The organism is Butyrivibrio sp. INlla18, assembly GCF_900103635.1.
GTDB lineage: Bacteria > Bacillota > Clostridia > Lachnospirales > Lachnospiraceae > Butyrivibrio.
The window spans coordinates 174,122-195,187 of record NZ_FMXK01000003.1; the positions used below are offsets into that span (position 1 = coordinate 174,122).

At 40.4% G+C, this 21,066-nt stretch carries 19 protein-coding genes; 17 read left to right on the plus strand and 2 right to left on the minus strand.

Annotated features, from left to right (window positions below; translation table 11 throughout):
* Positions 1-11: 11 nt before the first annotated feature.
* From BLS24_RS00830 to BLS24_RS00865, 8 genes are all read left to right on the plus strand, one after another.
* Positions 12-557: an RNA 2'-phosphotransferase gene (locus BLS24_RS00830; protein ID WP_091755227.1), complete on the plus strand. Its 546-nt coding sequence runs from the start codon at positions 12-14 to the stop codon at positions 555-557.
* A gap of 615 nt (positions 558-1,172) precedes the next feature.
* Positions 1,173-1,655: a replication initiator protein A gene (locus BLS24_RS00835; RefSeq protein WP_091755228.1), complete on the plus strand. Its 483-nt coding sequence runs from the start codon at positions 1,173-1,175 to the stop codon at positions 1,653-1,655.
* Positions 1,655-2,464 carry an ATP-binding protein gene (locus BLS24_RS00840; protein WP_091755229.1) on the plus strand — a complete coding sequence of 270 codons (810 nt, stop codon included), beginning with the start codon at positions 1,655-1,657 and terminating at the stop codon, positions 2,462-2,464. The genes BLS24_RS00835 and BLS24_RS00840 overlap by 1 nt, the downstream gene beginning before the upstream one ends.
* Complete coding sequence (locus BLS24_RS00845; protein WP_176764294.1) at positions 2,457-2,654, plus strand: excisionase; 198 nt, start codon at positions 2,457-2,459, stop codon at positions 2,652-2,654. Before BLS24_RS00840 ends, BLS24_RS00845 begins: the two co-directional genes overlap by 8 nt.
* Before the next feature lie 99 nt (positions 2,655-2,753).
* Positions 2,754-3,980 (plus strand): tyrosine-type recombinase/integrase, encoded by a 1,227-nt coding sequence (locus tag BLS24_RS00850; protein WP_091755231.1) that lies wholly within the window; start codon positions 2,754-2,756, stop codon positions 3,978-3,980.
* A gap of 195 nt (positions 3,981-4,175) precedes the next feature.
* A complete protein-coding gene (locus tag BLS24_RS00855; protein WP_091755232.1) occupies positions 4,176-4,757 on the plus strand; it encodes a low molecular weight protein-tyrosine-phosphatase in 582 nt (193 codons plus the stop codon).
* 185 nt (positions 4,758-4,942) lie between these two features.
* The gene (locus tag BLS24_RS00860) at positions 4,943-5,791 is read left to right on the plus strand and encodes a DegV family protein (protein WP_091755233.1); all 849 of its coding nucleotides are present in this window, start codon (positions 4,943-4,945) and stop codon (positions 5,789-5,791) included.
* Between the two features lie 100 nt (positions 5,792-5,891).
* Positions 5,892-6,266, plus strand: a complete 375-nt coding sequence (locus BLS24_RS00865; protein ID WP_091755234.1) for a desulfoferrodoxin family protein — start codon at positions 5,892-5,894, stop codon at positions 6,264-6,266.
* Here the strand turns inward: BLS24_RS00865 and BLS24_RS00870 are convergent, their stop codons facing one another.
* Positions 6,267-6,590, minus strand: a complete 324-nt coding sequence (locus tag BLS24_RS00870) for a YolD-like family protein (RefSeq protein WP_242872197.1) — start codon at positions 6,588-6,590, stop codon at positions 6,267-6,269.
* A 1-nt stretch (position 6,591) separates the two neighbouring features.
* On the minus strand, positions 6,592-7,860 hold the full coding sequence (locus BLS24_RS00875) for a Y-family DNA polymerase (RefSeq protein ID WP_091755235.1): 1,269 nt from the start codon (positions 7,858-7,860) through the stop codon (positions 6,592-6,594).
* A 109-nt stretch (positions 7,861-7,969) separates the two neighbouring features.
* Here BLS24_RS00875 and BLS24_RS00880 point away from each other — a divergent pair, with 109 nt between their 5' ends.
* The 9 genes from BLS24_RS00880 (at position 7,970) to BLS24_RS00920 (ending at position 21,044) form a co-directional block, all read left to right on the plus strand.
* Positions 7,970-9,547, plus strand: coding sequence for a helicase HerA-like domain-containing protein (locus BLS24_RS00880; protein ID WP_091755236.1), 1,578 nt, complete (start codon positions 7,970-7,972; stop codon positions 9,545-9,547).
* Between the two features lie 234 nt (positions 9,548-9,781).
* Complete coding sequence (locus tag BLS24_RS00885; RefSeq protein WP_091755237.1) at positions 9,782-10,228, plus strand: hypothetical protein; 447 nt, start codon at positions 9,782-9,784, stop codon at positions 10,226-10,228.
* Between the two features lie 356 nt (positions 10,229-10,584).
* Positions 10,585-11,352: a flagellin gene (locus BLS24_RS00890; RefSeq protein ID WP_091755238.1), complete on the plus strand. Its 768-nt coding sequence runs from the start codon at positions 10,585-10,587 to the stop codon at positions 11,350-11,352.
* A gap of 399 nt (positions 11,353-11,751) precedes the next feature.
* Positions 11,752-12,681: an ABC transporter permease gene (locus BLS24_RS00895; protein ID WP_091755239.1), complete on the plus strand. Its 930-nt coding sequence runs from the start codon at positions 11,752-11,754 to the stop codon at positions 12,679-12,681.
* A 20-nt stretch (positions 12,682-12,701) separates the two neighbouring features.
* Complete coding sequence (locus tag BLS24_RS00900) at positions 12,702-13,760, plus strand: ABC transporter permease (RefSeq protein ID WP_091755240.1); 1,059 nt, start codon at positions 12,702-12,704, stop codon at positions 13,758-13,760.
* Between the two features lie 106 nt (positions 13,761-13,866).
* Positions 13,867-14,853, plus strand: a complete 987-nt coding sequence (locus BLS24_RS00905) for an ABC transporter ATP-binding protein (protein WP_071175781.1) — start codon at positions 13,867-13,869, stop codon at positions 14,851-14,853.
* A complete protein-coding gene (locus tag BLS24_RS00910; protein WP_091755241.1) occupies positions 14,853-15,839 on the plus strand; it encodes an ABC transporter ATP-binding protein in 987 nt (328 codons plus the stop codon). Before BLS24_RS00905 ends, BLS24_RS00910 begins: the two co-directional genes overlap by 1 nt.
* A gap of 65 nt (positions 15,840-15,904) precedes the next feature.
* A complete protein-coding gene (locus tag BLS24_RS00915; protein ID WP_091755242.1) occupies positions 15,905-17,791 on the plus strand; it encodes a peptide ABC transporter substrate-binding protein in 1,887 nt (628 codons plus the stop codon).
* Between the two features lie 115 nt (positions 17,792-17,906).
* Positions 17,907-21,044: a TIR domain-containing protein gene (locus BLS24_RS00920; RefSeq protein WP_091755243.1), complete on the plus strand. Its 3,138-nt coding sequence runs from the start codon at positions 17,907-17,909 to the stop codon at positions 21,042-21,044.
* Positions 21,045-21,066 lie beyond the last annotated feature (22 nt).

Here is a 21,066-nt window from a genome sequence, read left to right on the forward strand (position 1 = left end):
AAGGATATGATATGAGCGAAAAAGAGACAAGCAAATTTATAAGTCTGATCTTAAGGCACAAGCCGGAAGTAGTTGGAATTACACTTGATGAGCATGGATGGGCGGATGTAAAGGAATTACTTGATGGTATGAATCATGCCGGGACTGCCATTGATATGCAGCTATTGCAGAAAATTGTGGCAGATGACGAGAAGCAGAGATATTCTTTCAATGAAGACAAGACCCTGATCAGAGCAAATCAGGGACACTCCATTCCGGTGGACGTGGAACTTGAGAAAAAAGAGCCACCTGAAATCCTGTACCATGGAACCGGTGAAAAGTATGTGGATTCTATTATGAATCAGGGACTGGTTCCAAAATCCAGGCTTTATGTCCATCTCTCAAAGGACTATGATACCGCGGTCAAAGTCGGAAGCAGACATGGTAAGCCGGTGGTATTCCAGATTCGTGCTGGGGAGATGGCTCAGGCGGGAACGGAATTTTATCTGTCGGTAAATGGAGTATGGCTTACGAAGCATGTTCCGGTGGAGTATCTGGAAATTATAGGCAGGGAGTAGTGTATATATCACGAGACGTCATTTTGACGTCAATGTGAAAGCTAAGGTGGCGTCGTTTTGACGTCACTTTTGTTTTGTGACGAATTGCTATAAAGTCGGTGTGGATTTGCAGTCTGAGATAAATGATATTTGAAATGCCACTTTGTTGTGAATCCGGGTTATAGGGCAGAGCCCTAACCCATGCATTAAGAATGCATGGTAATGGCGGAAAGTGACCTGCAACTTTCCGCGTATCCTGTTATCTTTTTTCTCTGGTTTTTCCAAATTTGGAAAAAATTCCAGATTTTGGAAAAGTCTCTGTTTTCAAGACCTCCGGCGTTCCAAAATTGGAAAAAATCGAAATCCTCCCCTGTGGAAATTTTACACTCATTTTTGGCTGATTTTTGAAAATTCCAAAGTTTGGAAAAAACAGTAATATCAAGGCTTTTGGCGTTCCAAATTCTGGAAAAACGCGTATTTTCGTTGGAGTATTTTTTAGTTCTGTTCCAAAATTTGGAACAGTATTTTTTTGCTCAAAAGTTTCAGATTATGCTTTTATGTGTCCCACATAACGTATGAAGAAAGAAATCCATCTGTGATACTGCAGATTACAGGTGACAAAGAAAGGGAAAACACATGGAAACGGATTTTATCTATAAGGACACGAAGGTAGGAGCTTATATTCCTGTTCCGTTATGCCTGCTGAATAGCAGTCTTGGAAGTACGGAACTGTTGATATACGGAATGCTGCTAAACAGGGCTTTGCTTTCACAGAAGAATGGCTGGGGCGATTCTGATGGCAGGATATTTGAGCGTTATACATGGGATGATCTTGCAGAATTAATCGGCAGAGGCAGGACGACAATAGGAACAGCACTTAAGAAGCTGGAGCATGAAGAGCTGATTATAAGGGAATACAGCGGCAGGGATGGATATTGCATATATGTAAAGATTCCATCGGAGTTTCGGAAATACAATCAGGCTATTTCAGAAATCCGTTCTCAACCAGTTCAGAAAAGCGGCAATGGAGTATTCAGAAAACTGCACACTAATAACTATACAGAGATACATGATCAAATAACTGATAAATATACGTTCAAGGAGGGAGAGAGCTTGTGATGGGTAAAGAGCAGGATTTTTATATTGGTGAGGATGGATTGGAATATTGCAGCAAGTGTCATACTCCCCGGCAGGGAAGATTTCTTTTCATGGGAAGAGAGATAACAGTACACGTCCTGTGTTCATGTGAACAGGAGCGTCAGCAGAGAGTCAGGAAAGAGCATGAAGAACAGGAATTCAGAAATCAGGTTCTTCGAAATCGTGCCATCTGTTTTCATGATAAGAGTATGAATGACTGGACATTTGATGCTGATGATGGGAGTAATCCATCGATGGAAAAAGGAAAAGCATATATTTCGGCGTGGAATAAAATGAGGGAGAAAGGTGCAGGACTTCTTTTATGGGGCAGTGTCGGAAGCGGTAAGACTTATATGGCTGCCTGTATTGCGAATGCCCTGCTTGACAAAGGGAAAAGTGTCCTTATGAGGGATTTTGCTGAAATAAGCAATATCTCGGTGTTTGATTCAGCAGAGTTCGTGAAAACAATTTCAGTGTATGATTTACTGATCCTGGACGATCTCGGTGCGGAGAGAAAAAGCGAGTTTGCTCTTCAGAATGTATTTCAGGTAATCAACAGAAGATGGGAATCCGGGAAACCTCTCATCATCACGACCAACCTGACAATTGAGCAGATCAGAAAAATGGCATCGTCGGATGATTTACAGTATCAGAGGATTTATGACCGCATTCTCGGGATGTGTACGCCTGTTATGGTAACAGGTAAAAGCAAAAGGACAATTACTGCAGCTAAGAATATGGAGCTTGTAAAACGTGTAATTGCAGATGGGGAGGATACCGGAAATGAATGAGATACCAACCTGGAAACGCTATACTCTGACCATTGAAGAAGCTGCAAGCTACTACCATATCGGAGAGGCAAAACTGCGAAGACTTGTAGATGAACATTCGAATTCTGATTTTGCAATCATGAATGGAAACAGGGTGCTGATTAAAAGACGGAAGTTCGAAGAATTTCTGGATATGGCGACTACGCTGTAACCGTACAAATATGCGCTGCTTTTATAGAAGAGAGCTGTATTTCATGGTAAAATATCCTCATGAATCCGGGCTCTCTTCTTTATACAGAAAGGAGAGAACATGAGCGAGAAGCGAAGAGATAATAAGAATCGCATTCTCCACAATGGAGAGAGCCAGAGATCAGACGGAAGATATCGTTTTAAATACATCGATGTGAATGGTCAGGAAAGGAATCTTTACAGCTGGAGGCTGGATCATAATGATCCCACACCCAAAGGTAAGAAATATGACCTGTCACTGAGGGAGAAAGAAAAACAGGTCACGCAGGATCTGTTTGATGCAATTGTTCCCAAGGGCGGCAATTATACAGTTCTGACACTCTGTGAGAAGTATGTATCATTAAAGACCGGTGTACGAAGCAGTACCGCAGCCGGATATAAGACAGTGCTTAATATACTTCGTAAGGAATCCTTTGCTATTCAGAGAATTGACAAGGTGAAGACTTCGGATGCAAAGGCATGGCTAATAAAACTGCAGCAGTCGGATAAGAAGAGCTACAGCACTATCCATACAATTCGAGGAGTTGTGCGTCCGGCATTTCGTATGGCTCTGAATGATGATCTGATTCGTAAAAATCCGTTTGATTTCGAGCTTGCTTCGGTGATTGTTAATGACAGTGTTACAAGGGAAGCAATCACAAGAAAGCAGGAAAGAGACTTATTAAAATTTGTTCAGGATGACATGCATTTTTGCAGGTATTATGATGGGATTTATATTCTCTTCAAAACAGGACTTCGCATTTCGGAATTCTGCGGTCTGACAACTCATGACATTGATTTTGAAAACATGAGGATAGGCGTGGATCATCAGCTCCTGCGTACCAGTGATATGAAATATATCATTGAAAAGCCCAAGACTGAAAGCGGCAGTCGTTATGTACCGATGACAGAAGAGGTGGCGGAATGCTTTCGCAGAATTATAAGGAACAGGAAATCACCGAAGGTTGAACCGATGGTGGATGGTTGTACAGGTTTTCTTTTCCTTGATAAGAACGATATGCCGATGGTAGCCCTACACTGGGAGAAATACTTTGAGCATATCTGTGCGAAGTATAACAGCATCTATAAGGTTCAGATGCCGAAGGTTACACCTCATGTCTGCAGGCACACGTTCTGCTCCAATATGGCAAAATCGGGAATGAACCCTAAGACATTGCAATATATAATGGGACATTCTGATATTTCTGTGACGATGAATACCTACACCCATATCGGATTTGATGACGCTATGGAAGAGATGAATCGTATTTCCGGAATGCAGGAAATGAGATCCGCTGCAAATGAGTGAATCCATGAAAGCCCTGTAAAACAGGTGAAAAACTTAAGTGGTAAGGCTGTATATATTTACCACTTTTTTTACCACTTTTGCCTGAAAAGATATGAGAAGAATTGCGAAAATACGGGATTTTATTACAGGGATATAATCCTGAATGCACGATGCTGTGCAATCCTGAAACACTGATAAATACTGAGGTTAAAGCTTATGATAAAAGTACTTTTCGTCTGCCACGGCAACATATGCCGTTCTACAATGGCGGAGTTCATAATGAAGGACATTGTGAGTAAACAAGGCCTTTGGGACAAGTTTCACATTGAATCTTCAGCCACACATACAGATGAGATCTGGAATGGAGTTGGAAGTCCGGTATATCCTCCGGCAAGGGCTAAACTTCGTGAGCATGGCATAGGGACAGATGATAATGAACTTGGAGTGGCAGAGAAGAGAGCAAGACTTACTTCCAGAACTGATTATGACAAGTTTGATTATATAATCGGCATGGATAGTGCTAATATCAGAGATCTTAATCGTATCTTTAGCGGTGATCCAGATCACAAGGTATTCAAAATGCTTGATTTTACTGATAGAGACGGTGATGTGGCAGATCCTTGGTATACAGGTAATTTTGATGCTACTTGGAGAGACTGTTCTGACGGATGCCATGGACTTTTTAGACATATCTTAGTGGACAAGAGATTTGCAAAAGAACTAGCAGAAGATGAAGAAAATGAAATGATAAACAATGATGATCTTGGACTTATTCACGACGATTTTCCTAGAGGCTAATGTAAAACCACAGCTATATAGCACCTAGTAGGAGTTGTAACTAAAAAGTTGCAACTCCTATTTTTTTATGTTATTCTTCAACTTATGTTTACGGAAACTACAAATGTGACTAATGGTCATAAAATGAGAGAAATGCATATAGTAACGGAAACTATATGTGATTGTTTCCGAGAAGAGGTAGGAAAATGGCAGTAAGGATAATTACAGATTCAGCAAGTGATATACCACAGGAAAAGGCGAAAGAATGGGGCATAACAGTACTTCCATTAAAGGTAAGATTTGGAGATGAAGAATTCCTTGATGGTGTAACTCTTTCAAGTACTGATTTTTATAAAAAGCTTGTTGAGACAGATGAGATACCAAAAACAAGTCAGATATCTCCATATGATTATTCAGAGGAATTCAGAAAAGCAGATGAAGCGGGAGAGGAACTCATATATTTTAGCCTTTCTTCGGGGGTATCTGGATCTTATCAGAGTGCATGCATAGCAGCGGAGGATTTCTCTGATAACATTCATATAGTTGATACCAAGCAGTTCTGCATTTCAGAATATGTAATAGTTCAAAGAGCAGTTCAGCTTAGAGACCAGGGGCTTTCAGCCAAAGAGATCCTAGAGACCATCACACCGGAGCTCAAAAAGGCTCATGTTATCGCAGTATTTGACACCCTTGAATACTTAAAGCTTGGCGGAAGAATATCTTCTGCTGCGGCTTTTGCGGGCAACATTCTTATGATCAAGCCGGTCATAACCATAGAAGAGGGTGTTGTTAAAGTAATTGGCAAGGCCAGAGGTTCCAAGAACGGTCATAATATGCTCATGGAATTTGTCAAAAAAACTGGTGGCATAGACTACGACAAACCAACATGCCTTGCTTATTCTGGCTTTTCAGATGAGATGTTAAGGAAATATGTGGAAGATTCTAAGGCCTTATATGAAGGTCATGAAAATGACATTCAGTATGCCGTTGCAGGAGCTACCATAGGCACATATACAGGCCCTGGAGCTATCGCTTTTGCATATTTTGAAAAGTAATATTATTAAGTATAATTGCTGACGCATATATGTTAAAATTATTAGTGAACTTACTGCGTTATTTTGCAGGCAAACTCGGTTTTTGTCAGGAGGTTTCGCTATGAAATTTTACAGATGTGAGCATTGCGGCAATATTATTACCAAGCTAAATGATTCAGGTGTTCCTGTAGTTTGCTGTGGAGAGCCTATGAAAGAGCTCGTTCCAGGAGCTACTGATGGTGCATTTGAAAAGCACGTTCCTAAGGTTACTGTGGATGGCAGCAAAGTAATCGTGGAAGTCGGCGAAGTTGAGCATCCTATGATGCCAGAACATTATATCCAGTTTGTATGTCTTGAGACGGACAAGGGATGTATGATCAAGAACTTGAAGCCAGGCGAGAAGCCATGCGCAGAATTTGTTCTTGCAAGCGGCGAGAAGGCGGTAGCTGCATACGAGTACTGCAATCTCCACGGACTTTGGGTAAAAGAAATTTGATCATTCAAAAGTAACGTCTAATATATCATCAAAGGATATTTTGGTATTAACGATCTGAAGTATCCTCGCTACTTCATCAAGTCTTGCGACCATACCTGTAACTTTCAGGTATTCGCCCTTGTGAAAGTAGACGCAGCTGATGATGCTGCCTTTTCTAATATCGTGCATCTTTTTATCGAGCTCTTCGAACATTTCCTCGGAGAGCTCGATTTTTGGTACTGTGATCTTTTCTTTTGCTCTCAGAGCCTCGTCTAGCCCTTTGACAGCCTGGAAAGGGAGGAATTGAGCAGCTCTTTTGTCGGGTGACATTTTCTGTCTAGCCATATTACGCTTTGTGTCCTCCAATCTGATTGTTTCTATCTCTGGTGGTGGCGCCAGGTTCAAAGTTAAGACCCTTTAAAATGGCATTTTTGCCGAATTTATTTTTGATCTCCAGAACAGCCTTCTGAACCTTTTTGTCCCTTTCTATATCTTCAGGAGACACAAAGAAAGAGTACTGCATGAACTCTTCAGGAACCACATTGTTGCTGACAATGTACATGCGCCTTATGAGATAGTCCTTATTTACAAGCTGGCTGTACAGCTTAGCAATCTCAGGAATCAGGATAAATGAGGCGTTAGTCTCAGTATCCAGTGAAAAAGAACCGTGAACTCCCGGAACAGGAGTATTCTTGGCGTAGCCTACAGACAGGGTAAAAGACTTGCTGACAAGCTCTTTGTCTACCATATCAAGGCACATTACATCCATCATCTCCTTGGCAATGACAAGGCCTTCTTCAAAGGAGTAGTCCTTCATAAGGACCTGACCTTGAGTAAGAGAGCGGGACTGTGAACTATAGTTCCTAATATCTGCAATAGTAGTAGACTCACGGCCCCATGCGTGATCAATCAAAAGCTCAGCATTGACGCCAAAGAGCTTATATAGAAGATCCTCGTTGCCATGGGCTATATCCTTCATAGTCATCATGCCGTAGGTGGCAAGACGCTTAGAAATTCCAGGACCTACGCGCCAAAAATCAGTAAGGGGGCGATGTTCCCATAGAGTCTCCCTGTAGCTCTTTTCATCAAGTTCTCCAATGAAATCAGGAGAGTGCTTGGCAGTAATATCAAGGGCAACCTTGGTAAGAAAAAGATTGGTGCCTATGCCACAGGTGGCACGAAGACCAAGGGTTGCGAATATATCATCAATAATGGTCTGCCCAAGTTCTCTTGCAGTCATGTGATACAAAGACAGATACTCCGTTACATCCATAAAGGCCTCATCCACTGAATAGACGTGAATATCGTCCTTGGAAATATATTTAAGATAGATGGCATACACCTCTGCTGAGTAGTCGAGATACTTCTGCATGCGGGGCGGAGCCATGATGTAATCGATTCCCTTTGGAATCTCAAAGACTCTGCATCTACCTGGTATGCCAAGAGCCTTGAGGGCAGGAGAGACAGCAAGACAAATAGTCTTGTCGGATCTCTCGGGATCAGCTACGACAAGACGTGTAGTCATAACATCAAGCCCTCTTTCGACACATTCAACAGAAGCGTAGAAGGACTTAAGGTCTATACATATATAGTTTCTTTCTTTTTCTGCTGCCATGGTTTTATTATATCGAACAGAAGTTCGAGATGTCAAATTCTCTTTACCCATGGGAATTTGTGATACAATATTTGAAGGGAATTTAGTATTCGTGTTGGAGGAGGACAAAATGCTTAAAGACGGTAAAGTTTGGGTAGCAAATAACGAAAAGGGTGAGAATGTATTTCTTTTATCTAAAATGGCAAATCGCCATGGCCTCATAGCTGGTGCAACCGGTACTGGTAAGACTGTAACACTTAAGGTGCTGGCTGAGAGCTTCAGTGACATGGGAGTACCTGTATTTCTTGCAGATGTTAAGGGGGATCTTTCTGGTATGGTTACAGAAGGCCTTGATTCTGAAGATATGCAGAAGAGAATACAGAAGTTTGGCCTTGATGAGGCTGGCTTTAAATTCCAGAAATATCCTGCAACATTTTGGGATGTATTTGGCAAAAATGGTATTCCTCTTAGAACAACTGTATCTGAGATGGGACCACTTCTTTTAAGTAGGATTCTTGGTCTTAACGACCTTCAAAGGGATATTCTTTCGATCGCATTTAAGATTGCAGATGACAATAGTCTTCTCCTTGTTGATACCAAGGACTTAAAGGCTATGCTCAATTATATTTCCGAAAATAAAAACGAATTTGCAGCAGATTATGGCAACATCAGCCCTGTATCTGTAGCTGCTATCGTAAGAGCTATTGTTTCTCTTGAGATTGCCGGAGGAGATAAGTTCTTTTTTGAACCAGCTCTTAATATCAGAGACTGGTTTACAACTGGCGAGGGCGGAAAGGGTATGATCAATATCCTTGATAGCACAAGCCTTATCAACAACGGAACACTTTATGCTACATTCCTTTTGTGGATGATGTCAGAGCTTTTTGAGACTCTTCCTGAAGTTGGCGACCTTGATAAGCCAAAGATGGTATTCTTCTTTGATGAGGCGCATCTTCTTTTTGACGATACACCAAAGCTTCTCATGGACAAGATCGAGCAGGTTGTTAAGCTCATCAGATCAAAGGGCGTTGGCATTTATTTTGTAACCCAGAATCCAAGGGATATTCCAGATGGAGTCCTTGCTCAGCTTGGAAACAAGATCCAGCATGCACTTCACGCATACACTCCTTCAGATATGAAAGCTGTTAAGGCAGCTGCTGATTCCTTTAGAACTAATCCAGAGTTCAAGACAGCAGACGTTATCCAGGAGCTTGGAACTGGCGAAGCCGTTTGCTCATTCCTTGATGAGACTGGAACACCTACAGTTTGTGAGAGGGTATTCATCCTGCCTCCTCAGTCCAAGATGGGCGGAATCGATGAAGCTCTTAGGGACAAAGAGATAAAGGGAAGCGTTCTGTATAGCAAGTACTACGAGCCAGAAGATCCTGACTCAGCTTATGAATTCCTGGAGAGAAAGGGCCTAGCTGATGCAGAAGCTGCCAAGAAGGCAAAAGAGGAAGAGGCTGCAGCCAAGGCTAAGGCAAAAGAAGAAGCTGCCGCTTTAAAGGAAAAAGAAAAAGCAGAGGCCGCTGAAGCAAGAAAGAAAAAGCAGGCAATAAAGAGTGTTGGTAACTCTGTAGCAGGCACAGTTGGACGTGAAGTTGGAAAGACTGTAGGCGGTAAATTTGGTAAGTTTGGAAAGACACTTGGCGGAAACTTTGGTTCAAGTCTTGGTAGAGGACTTTTATCTACACTATTTAAATCATAATATATTCACACAAAAAACCAGCTTCTATATTACTATAGAAGCTGGTGTGTTTTTGGGAGGAGGGGTTGCCTAGTGGGGAACCAGACAACCCGTGTATGAAAAAAAGTATTGTTGGGGGTTCAGAAGTTGTCCTTCTGATAGGTACTATATTACAATGTAACTGTTGCTAAATTGTGACTGAACTATAAAAGAAATATAACCATTTCTAAAATAAATATGGGAGCATTAGAAAATATGTCAAAAAATAATCGCAAAAAAGTAAATAAGAAAAAGAAGGAATACGATCCAAATGGAGCATTTGGCCGCTTTATGCTGGCAATGATAATTCTTGGAATCGTAATCTTGTTATTCATAAATGTGGCACTTCCAATTGTAAAAGAGAAGTTTAAGAAGGCTGCAGCAGAAAAAACTGTTGATATCTTAAGTGAGAATATCGAGAAGATTGCTGGCGATAGCCCAGAAGCTCAAAAGCTTACAGAGACTCTTGAAAATATGTCTGAAGAGGATAGAGAGACTGTTACTGAGATAGTAGCTGAACATATGGATGCAGAAACTGTTTCGGAAGTTATGGAATACGTAACTGATGGAGATCAGCAGGGACTTGTTGAATACGCTACAGAAAATCTTTCACCAGAAGAAGTTATGGAGCTTATGGAAATCTACGGAAAATATGCTGACTAAAGTATGAAAAATGAATGATTATAAGAATTAATCCTTTAACGCAAAAACACCCACGGGGGGACGTGAGTGCCTGCGATTTTCTTATGAGGGGGAGATAGTGATTATCTCTAAACGGCTTAGAGAATTATTGCATCACTAACCTTGTCTAATACTATAAACAGAAAATGTGTACAAAAAGTGAAAAAAATGTGGAAAAAATAGTATAAATATAATTTCTTTTCTTTATTTCATTCACTCGAATGTAATTTCCTTTCAAAATTGATTAAAAAACATAAATTTGGGGCTAGCACTTCTTAATTATGATGCTATTATGACCTTATAAGGCGTAGTTTTGTTTTTAAGAAAAGGAGGGCAAAATGAGCGGCATTTCATCAGTTGGTGGATACTCTAGTTACTCACCATACTCCACCATAACTGCTGGCGGAACATACACTAGTGCTTCTCAGGGTGCTTCAGAGCTAGCTATTCAGGAAAAGACAGAGTCTCAGGTTCGCGGACTTGATGCAGGAAGTGAAAATCTTACTTCTGCAAAATCTGTTCTTAATATTGAAGATGGTGCGCTGGATGGTATTACCGATTATCTGCAGTCAATAAGAGAGCTTTCAGTAAAAGCTATGAATGGAACAATGTCAGATGATGACAAGCAGTACATTCAGGATCAGATAGAGCAGTATAAGCAGGGAATTGAAGACATAGCTAATGGCACAACATACAATGAAAAGCAGCTGTTAAACGGTAAGACACAGGATATGTCAGTAGCTACAGACAACAATGGTTCAGAAGAGACTGTTTCTACTTACAATACAACATTAAAGGCTCTTGGAATTGAAGATTACAATGTTACAGGCGACTTCGATGTAAACGACATCGACAAAGCTCTTGAGAAAGTAACAGGAAGCAGATCAAATGCTGGTGCACAGACAAACGGTGTTGAGCATGCACTTACTTACAATTCACATGCAGCTATGGAACTTAACGGATACCAGATGGACAAGGAAGAGGACAATGCGACTAAGGCTCTTCAACAGCTGAAGACTCAGCAGGCGCTCAATTCCTATCAGACTCTTTTACAGAAGAAAGAGCAGGAAAACAACGAAAGACAGTCACTTATGGTATTTGCTTGATCTAAAAAACTGAACACTATAACATAAGAAGAATCTACGAAAATGTGATATAATTTTCGTAGATTCTTTTTTATGTGTCTAAATAATCGAAAAAACAATTTGACAAAATGTGTACGCCACAGACGGACATATGTATTTTAGTCAAAGAATCTTGATCTATTTTAATTAGATAGAGCGATTTTAACCCCATATACTTGACATAAAGTAATCATTTCGTTAACATTAGTGTTGTTGCATGATTATATGCGTGTATACAATCTTGAATTATTAGTGCAATGACGCACATTTACTGGCTGTCATTGCAATTTTTTTATAGGGTTTAGCGCGTTGAAGTTATGCAACTTTGAACCACGACAATGGTTCAAAAAAGATCAAAAAAATGGGTGGAGAAACTAGGGTATGAACACAAAGACACTAATGTACATTGTCAAAAGAATCTTTTTGGCAATAGTTACGATCTGGGTAGTCATCACGGTTACCTTTTTTGTAATGCACGCTGTACCAGGAGGACCATTCACTGGTGAGAAGGCAGTCACTGAATCCGTTAAAGCGGCTATGGAAGCTAAGTATGGTCTGGACAAGCCTCTTGGAATACAGTATTTAACTTATCTTAAGGATGTAGTGACCAAATTTGAATTTGGCCCATCACTTAAACAACGAGGCAGAACAGTTAACGATATCATCGCTGATGGTATGAAGACATCTGCTAAGATTGGTCTCATTGCTGCGGTCATCGCACTTGTTTGCGGTGTAGTCCTTGGTTCTATTGCAGCACTTCGCAGAAACAAGTTAATAGACAGGATCATCATGATCATCACAACGGCTTTTGTATCAATGCCATCATTCATTATGGGATCTCTTTTCCTGATCTTGTTTGCTATCAAGCTTGGAATCTTCCCAGCTAACGGAGCAGCAAGGAACGGACTGGTACTTCCTGTAATAACACTTTCGCTTTATCCGATGGCTTATATCACAAGGCTTACAAGATCATCAATGCTTGAAGTTCTTGGTCAGGACTATATCAGAACAGCTAAGGCAAAGGGTGTTTCAGGAATGAAGATAATTTTCGGACATGCTCTCAAGAATTCACTTATTCCTGTTATCACATACTTTGGACCTATGCTTGCAGGTATCACAACAGGATCTCTGGTAGTTGAGCAGATCTTTGCTGTACCTGGAATAGGAAGAGCGTTTGTTAACAGTATCACTGGACGTGACTATCCACTTGTAATGGGCACAACCATTGTACTTGCAACACTTATCGTAATCATGAACCTTATTGGTGACATTTTGTATAAGGTTGTTGACCCAAGGATCACATTAGAGTAAGGAAGAGGAGACGATTACAGATGGATATCACAAAGTTAAGCGCGCAGGTTAATCTTGAAGATTTCAACCCTGCAACAGATGAAGAAAAAGAATATATGGTCCAGATGCGTCCTTCATCTACATTCTTTAAGGACAGCGTCAAGAGACTTCTTAAAAATAGAGTAGCAACAGTTTGCTTCTTTATCATAATACTTATTACTTTAGCAGCTATTTTTGTTCCAATGTTTTGGCCATATTCATATGACCAGATGCTTGGAATGACACCTGGTAAGCCAGTTGATAACACTTTTAATGATCTTAAGCCTTTTGAGTACGGCAGATCAGAGTTAAGGAGAATGGAAGCTGGAGAGTCAGTTATTCCACATATCTTTGGAACAGACTCACAGGGTAGAGACTACTTCATAAGAGTAGTATATGGAACACGTATTTCACTGGCAGTTGGATTCTTTGCCAGCATCATCGTTCTTATTATCGGTATGACCATCGGTTCCATCGCAGGTTATGCGGGAGGCAAGGTTGACCTTATCATAATGAGAATCGTAGATATCATCTATTCATTACCTGACATGCTGATGGTTATTCTTTTATCCTCAGTACTTAAGGTAGTAATGGAGGGAGCACTGGACGGAACGGTCCTTGCCAAGATCGGATCAAATATCATCAGTTTGTTCATTGTATTCGGTGTTCTGTACTGGGTTTCAATGGCAAGACTTATAAGAGGTCAGATCTTGTCACTTAGAGAGCAGGAATATGTACTTGCTTCACAGGCTGCAGGTGCTAAGGGCAAATGGATCATCCTAAAGCACCTTATTCCTAACTGCTTCTCAGTGATCATCATTTCAACAGCGCTTCAGATTCCTAGTGCAATCTTTACTGAGAGTTACCTTTCATTCCTGGGACTTGGTGTTAATGCTCCTATGCCATCACTTGGCTCACTTGCTTCTGATGCACTTAATGGTATTTCATCATATCCATACAGACTGGTTATTCCAGCGCTTGTTATTTCACTTATAGTTCTTTCACTTAACCTCTTTGGTGACGGACTTAGAGATGCGTTCGATCCAAAGCTGGATACATAAAGTAATCACTTGGCGAGGTTTTTTCGAGCCTAGTGTACTACTTTGTTCTGGCGAGTGCAGAGCACGAGAGCAGAACTACATTAAGAATGTATGGGAGATTAAAAAGATGAATTTATTAGAAGTAAGAGATCTGCATACCTCATTCTTTACTGATGCAGGAGAGGTTAAGGCAGTTAATGGAATATCTTTTGACCTGGATAGGGGAAAAGTACTTGGAATAGTAGGAGAGTCTGGCTCTGGTAAGTCAGTTACTGCATATTCGATCATGCAGATTTTGGCTGGAGCAGGCAAGATCGTATCAGGATCAATAAAGCTTGATGGACAGGAACTCGTTGGAGCTGGCGAGAAGGTTATGAAGACCGTTCGCGGCAACAAGGTGTCTATCATCTTCCAGGATCCTATGACATCACTCAATCCTACTTATACAATTGGACATCAGCTTATGGAGGCAATCTTGCTCCATACAGATAGAAATAAAGAACAGGCTAGAGAAAGAGCTATCGAGATGTTAAAGCTCGTTAATGTAAATGAGCCTGAAAAGAGAATGAATCAGTATCCATACGAGTTCTCAGGCGGTATGAGACAGCGTGTAATGATCGCTATGGCTCTTGCCTGCGAACCAGATATCCTGATAGCTGACGAGCCTACAACTGCTCTTGACGTTACAATTCAGGCACAGATCCTTGACCTTATGAAGTCACTTCAGGAAGAGCTTGGAATGGCTATTATCATGATCACACATGACCTTGGTGTTGTAGCTCAGATGTGTGACGAAGTTATTGTTATGTACGCAGGTTCGATCTGCGAGCAGGGAACAGCAGATGAGATATTCTACAATCCTTGCCACGAGTATACAAAAGGTCTTCTTCGTTCTATCCCTACTGAGGGAAAAGAGGGTAAGAAGTTAGAGCCTATTGCAGGTACACCTATAGATCTTTTGAACATGCCAAAGGGATGCCCTTTTGCACCTAGATGCGACGCAGCTATGAAGATATGCCTCAGAGAAAGATGTGAGCGTATGCAGATCAATGATTTTCATGCTGCAGGCTGCTGGATGAATGTTAAAAAGCTTATGGAAGGCGGTGCAAAGTAATGGGTGATTCAAACGAAAAGAACCTCGTTGAGATCAAGCATCTCAAGGAATATTTCAATGTAAATGTTGGATTTTTTAAGACCAGACCACTTAAGGCAGTAGACGATGTGTCTTTTACCATCAAAAAAGGTGAGACCTTAGGACTTGTAGGAGAGTCAGGCTGCGGTAAGACAACCGTTGGACGTACCATCCTTAATCTCTACAAGCCAACAGCTGGTGAGATCTGGTATGACGGCAAGCTTATAAAGACAAATGAAGATATCAAGGAATTTAGAAAGAAAGCCACTATGGTCTTTCAGGATCCTTATTCTTCACTCAATCCTAGAATGACTGTATCTGATATCATCGGAGAACCTCTCGATATCCACAACATGTACAAGACCAAGGAAGAGAGAAGGGAGCGAATCCTTGAACTTATGAGTTATGTAGGACTTAACTCAGAGCATGCTTCAAGATATGCTCATGAATTCTCAGGTGGACAGAGACAGCGTATCGGAATTGCAAGATCTCTTGCAGTTAATCCGGAGTTTATTGTGTGTGATGAGCCTGTATCTGCTCTTGATGTATCAATTCAGGCACAGGTTATCAATATGTTTGATGAGCTTCAGGACAAACTTGGACTTACATATTTGTTCATTGCTCATGATCTTTTGGTGGTGAGGCATATCAGTGACAGAATTGCTGTTATGTACCTCGGTAAAATGGTAGAGCTCGCAGATGCAGAAGAGATTTACAAAAACCCACTTCACCCATACAGTAAATCGCTTCTCTCTGCAGTTCCAGTTCCTGATCCAAAGATTGCAAGAGCAAATAAGCGAATTGTGTTATCAGGTGATATACCAAGTCCTTTAAATGCACCATCTGGATGCCCATTCAGAACAAGATGCCCATATGCAGACGAGCAGTGCTCATGCTCAATGCCAGAGTTCAAAGAGGTATCAAAGGGACATTTTGTAGCATGTCATCATATGGAAAAAGCTAACTAAATCGTTAAAAGATGCAAGAGCATTTTTTATAAAAAACACTTTATTATCTTATAAGGAGGATAATTATGAAAAAGAAGTTATTATCAGTATTACTTGCTTCATGCATGGTCTTAAGCCTTGCTGCATGTGGTGCTTCTTCTGAGACACCTGCATCAGATGGCACAGATAATGCACAGCAGACAACAGAGTCAACAGAATCTGATGCAACTGCAACAGACAGCGCAACAGCTGGAACAAACACAGGTGTTATCAATGTTTGTCTTGCTTCTGAGCCAGCTACTCTTGATCCAGCACTTAACTCAGCTGTTGATGGTGCTACAATGATCAACCACCTTTTCTCAGGTCTTGCTAAGTGGGGACTTGATGCTAGTGGTAATCTTGAACTTCAGCCAGATTGCGCTGAGGAACTTGTAGAAGGTGTAGAGAATGAGGACGGAACAGTTACTTATACTTATACACTTAAGGATGGCCTTACATGGTCAGACGGACAGCCTGTAACAGCAGGTGATTTCGTATTTGCTTGGAACCGTGCAGCAGGACAGGCTCTTGCAGCTGACTACGGTTACATGTTCGAAGTAGTTGACGGATACGCTGATATCTGGGCTGATGATGCTAAGGGTGATGAGACTCTTAACGTTAAGGCTATTGATGACAAGACTCTTGAAGTTACTCTTGTTAACCAGGTTGCATATTGGAATGAGCTTCTTGCATTCCCTACATACATGCCAGTTCGTGAGGATGTAGTTGCTAACGAGTCATGGGCAACAGATCCTTCAACATATGTTAACAACGGTGCATATGTAATGTCTTCTTGGGAGCACAACTCAGTTATCACTCTTACAAAGAATGATAAGTTCGTTGATGCTGACAAGGTTACAATGAACGAGATCAACTTCTACCTTTCAGATGATGCTAACAACCAGCTTGCTAACTTTGAGAATGGTGACTGGGAGTTCATCGATGACGTTCCTACAAACGAGATCGCATCTCTTAAGGATAAGTATCCTACACAGTTTGTAACAGCTGGACAGCTTGGTACATACTATGTATGCTGGAACATCAACGAAGAGATCCTTCCTTCATCAAGCACACTTACAGGTGTTGAGAAGGCTAACGCTGAGAACGAGATCCGTAACGCACTTGCACTTCTTATCGATAGAAACTACATTGTTAACGATATTGCACAGGGTGGACAGGTTCCTGCTTCTTCATTCGTAGCTATGGGTCTTACAGACGCTGATGGATCACAGTTCTACCAGAATGCTGGTCCTGACAAGAGCATTACAGGTTACTATGATGTAACAGATGCTGCTTATGAAGCTAACTGGACAGCAGCTATTGAGACACTCAAGAAGTACTACACATTTGATGAAGCAACTCAGCAGTTCACAGACTTCCCAACACTTACATACCTCTATAACACATCAGAGGGACACAAGGCAATTGGTGAGGCTATTCAGTCAACATTTGCTGGTATCGGTATCACAATGAACCTTGAGAACCAGGAGTGGGCTACATTCCTTGATACAAGAAAAGCTGGTAACTATTCAATCGCTCGTAATGGTTGGCTTGGTGACTACAACGATCCTATTTCATTCCTTGATATGTGGACAACAGCATCAGGTAACAACGATGTTCAGTTTGGTAAGGGCGACAACGCTAAGGTTGCAGCATACTCACTTGATCTTACAGATCTTGGATATGACACAAAGGTAGAGAACGGAACATGGGCTGAGACATACGATGTACTTATCGGCGACATTAAGACATGCACAGATACAAAGACACGTTATGAGCTTATGCACAGAGCAGAAGACCTTCTTATGTCAACAGGTTGCATCTGCCCAATCTACTACTACACAGACCTCTACATGATCTCTGACAAGGTATCAGGCTTCTTCTCAAGCCCACTTGGATACAAGTACTTCATGTACTGCTCAGTAGCAGAATAATATAATAAGATAATTATTTAAAGAGCTATGACTTTTCATAAAGTCATAGCTCTTTTTGTGATATACTATATAACGTTTGGGGAAACGTACTATTAATAGGAAAAGGGAAGAGTTAATGAGTACACATTATAACGCGTTTATTTCGTATAAGCATGCGGACCTGGATAATAAGGTGGCAGCGCTTATTGAAAAGGATTTAGAGCGCTATCATATTCCGAAGAAATTACAGAAAAAAACGGGATATAAGAAGATTGAGAGAATCTTTAGGGATACGGATGAGCTTCCTATCACTAGTGACCTTAGTAGCACTATTGAGGAGGCACTTGCTAATTCTGAGTATCTGATCGTTTTGTGTTCAACTAATACACATCTTTCAACATGGGTTGAGAGGGAAATTGAGATCTTTTTAAGAAATCATACAAGAGATCAGATATTTACTGTAATTGCAGATGGTGAGCCCCATGATGTAATGCCAAAGGTATTGCAGACAAGGGAAGTTATAAGAACTACAACTGATGGCGAGATGGAGACAGTTATTGAGGATGTTGAGCCTCTTGCCTGTGATTACAGACTTAGCAGAAAAGAGGTTAAGTCCACTGAAGTTCCAAGGCTTGTTTCTGCCATGATCGGCTGCAATTACAACGAGCTTATGGACAGACAGCGTCAGTACAAGATGAAGAGGCTTACTGCGGCTGCAGCAGCTGTTATGATGCTTTCTCTTGGCTTTGGTGGATATATGTTATATAGCAACCAGAGAATCAATGAGAACTACAGGCAGGCCCTTATCAATCAGTCCAGATATCTTGCTAAGGAGTCAGCATCTCTTTTAAACGATGAGCAGAGAATTCCAGCTTTGCAGCTTGCACTGGCGGCTCTACCAAGTGAAGATTATCCGGATAGACCGGTTATTCCTGAGGCTGTAAGTGCTCTTTGTGATGCATCAGTTGCATACCTTCCAAGAACAAGCTCAAATATCCTTTCAGGTTGGGTGTATAACATGCCAGATACTGTGGAAAAGTTTGTTGTGGATCCTGATGGAACATCACTTGTTGCAATTGATTTTAATGACAATGTAAGAGTGTGGAATAAGGATGACCATAAACTGGTCTATGAGTTTGCATCCAATGATTATGAAACGGAAATTGATGATTTTATATATCTTGCAGATAATACGCTTCTTTTAAGAGGATCACATTATCTTAGATGTATAAATTCAAAGACTGGTGAAGAGCTTTGGTACAATGACAGTATAACTGATGAGTTACTTACCAGTAGAATAGTTGTTATTGATGACGAGCATTTTATAATACAGGATTACAACCATACTATTTATAAGATATCTACTTTAACTGGTCAGGTTGAAAAAAACTATGAAATAATTGTTGATGAAGAAAAGCAAGAAAATGTGCTTCTTACTGGACCAGTTATTTCGCCATCAAAAGAAAGAATAGCATTTCTTGCAAAGCTTGGTGAAGAAGAGAAAAGAGTCATTGTTATCTGGAATTATGAAGGTGGGGATTTCTCTGTTTTTGATATGACAGAAATTGATAAATTTGATGAAGACGACTACCTTAATAATCTTTATTGGGTTGATGATGAACATCTTTGCGTTTCTTGTGACAAATATGATGATTCAGTAAGTAATCAAAGATTTCTTAACATGTATACCTATGCTACAAATAGCACTACTTTGTACTGTATAAATGCTACAGATATGTCACTTCTTTGGAAAAATGAATTTGAGTATTCTGATCTAGTGATCGATGATGGTTTTGTTAAGGTTCCGTATTGTCATGGTGTTGCTTACTACGAAGGAAACATCTGCGAAATAATGGATATTGATACTGGAGAAATTCTCTTTTCACATAACGTTAACGAGCCATTCGTTTGTATGAGAGGCTCTGACACTTATCCTTATGGCATTACAGCAAACGGTGGAATGACAGATGTAAGTGCTACTAAAGGAAATGATGTTGTTACGGTTATGAACTATTTTACAGACAATATCAGACTAGCAGCGTTTAATAGAGGGGCCTATACTTGTCAGTACAATAGTAGCGAGATTGTCTACTATGATGTGTCTGTATATGATGATAACTGGCTAAGATACGAGGATGCACCTGTTACGACAGGAACACACAAGGACTTCTTGTATGATGATAAAATTCTGAGTTTGGTAAAAGAAAACGGAATCCACCTAATGGTATATGATCCAAATAGTAAAAAGCTCATTAATGATATAGATGTAAATGATGATGAAGAAAAATACTATAATATAGAGATTCTTGGTACTAAGGGTGATTATGCTTATGTTGGTAGCTGGATCGATAAAACATACAATGTGTATACAGTTAATGTTTATACTGGTGAAGCTACAGGAAACACCCTTATAAGTGGTGGACAAGCTTATTCAGCGCCTCTTGTGTCTTATTCTGATGGAAAACTTGCTGTATACTATATAAATTCAGGGGATAAGGTCCACATATATGACATTGCTAAAGATGAGGTCATTGGAGAGTATCCTTTTGTGGAAGAAGGCTCTTTGATACACAGTACAAAGAATCTCTTAAAATATGATGCTGAAAATGGTTACGTATATGTTGGTGGAACAAAGGATCATCTTATCAATCTTGAAACAAGTGAAGCAAAAGAAGTATCATTACCTGATAACTGGGATGTAACAGATGGAATAGTATTTGATTTCAAGAACAACAGAGTGATGACTACGGATGAAGATACAGTTCTTGTCAGAGATCTAGATGGAAATACTGTTTTCATGATAGATGGAATAAAGGTTAAGTTCTTTGAACCATTTGTTTATGATCCAACTGGAAATGTAGAGGATGCATATCTTTTATTAGCTCTTTCTGATGGAAGACTTAATAGATATAGTTATGCAGATGGAAGCTACATTGGATACAACGATATCTATGAAGTATCCATGTATTCAGGGGATAAGCAAAAAGCAAGTTGGTATGTTGATTCTGAAAATAGCTCTTTGTATGTAACTACAAAGAATTTGACAGATATAATTGATACATCTGAATGGATCAACATCAGAACGATTCCTTACAGTATTGGTTATCATGAAGGATCTGATAGCTTTGTGGTTTATTCAAAAAGTGAGGAATGGGACATGAGCCTTGGCTGTTTCAAGCGATATACTCTTGAAGAACTTATTGAGAGAGGACGCAAGATGCTTGATGGTATTGAGATGTCTGAGGATTTTAAAGCTACCTATGGAATAGGTTAATATAAAAGCTTTATGTGGAGGA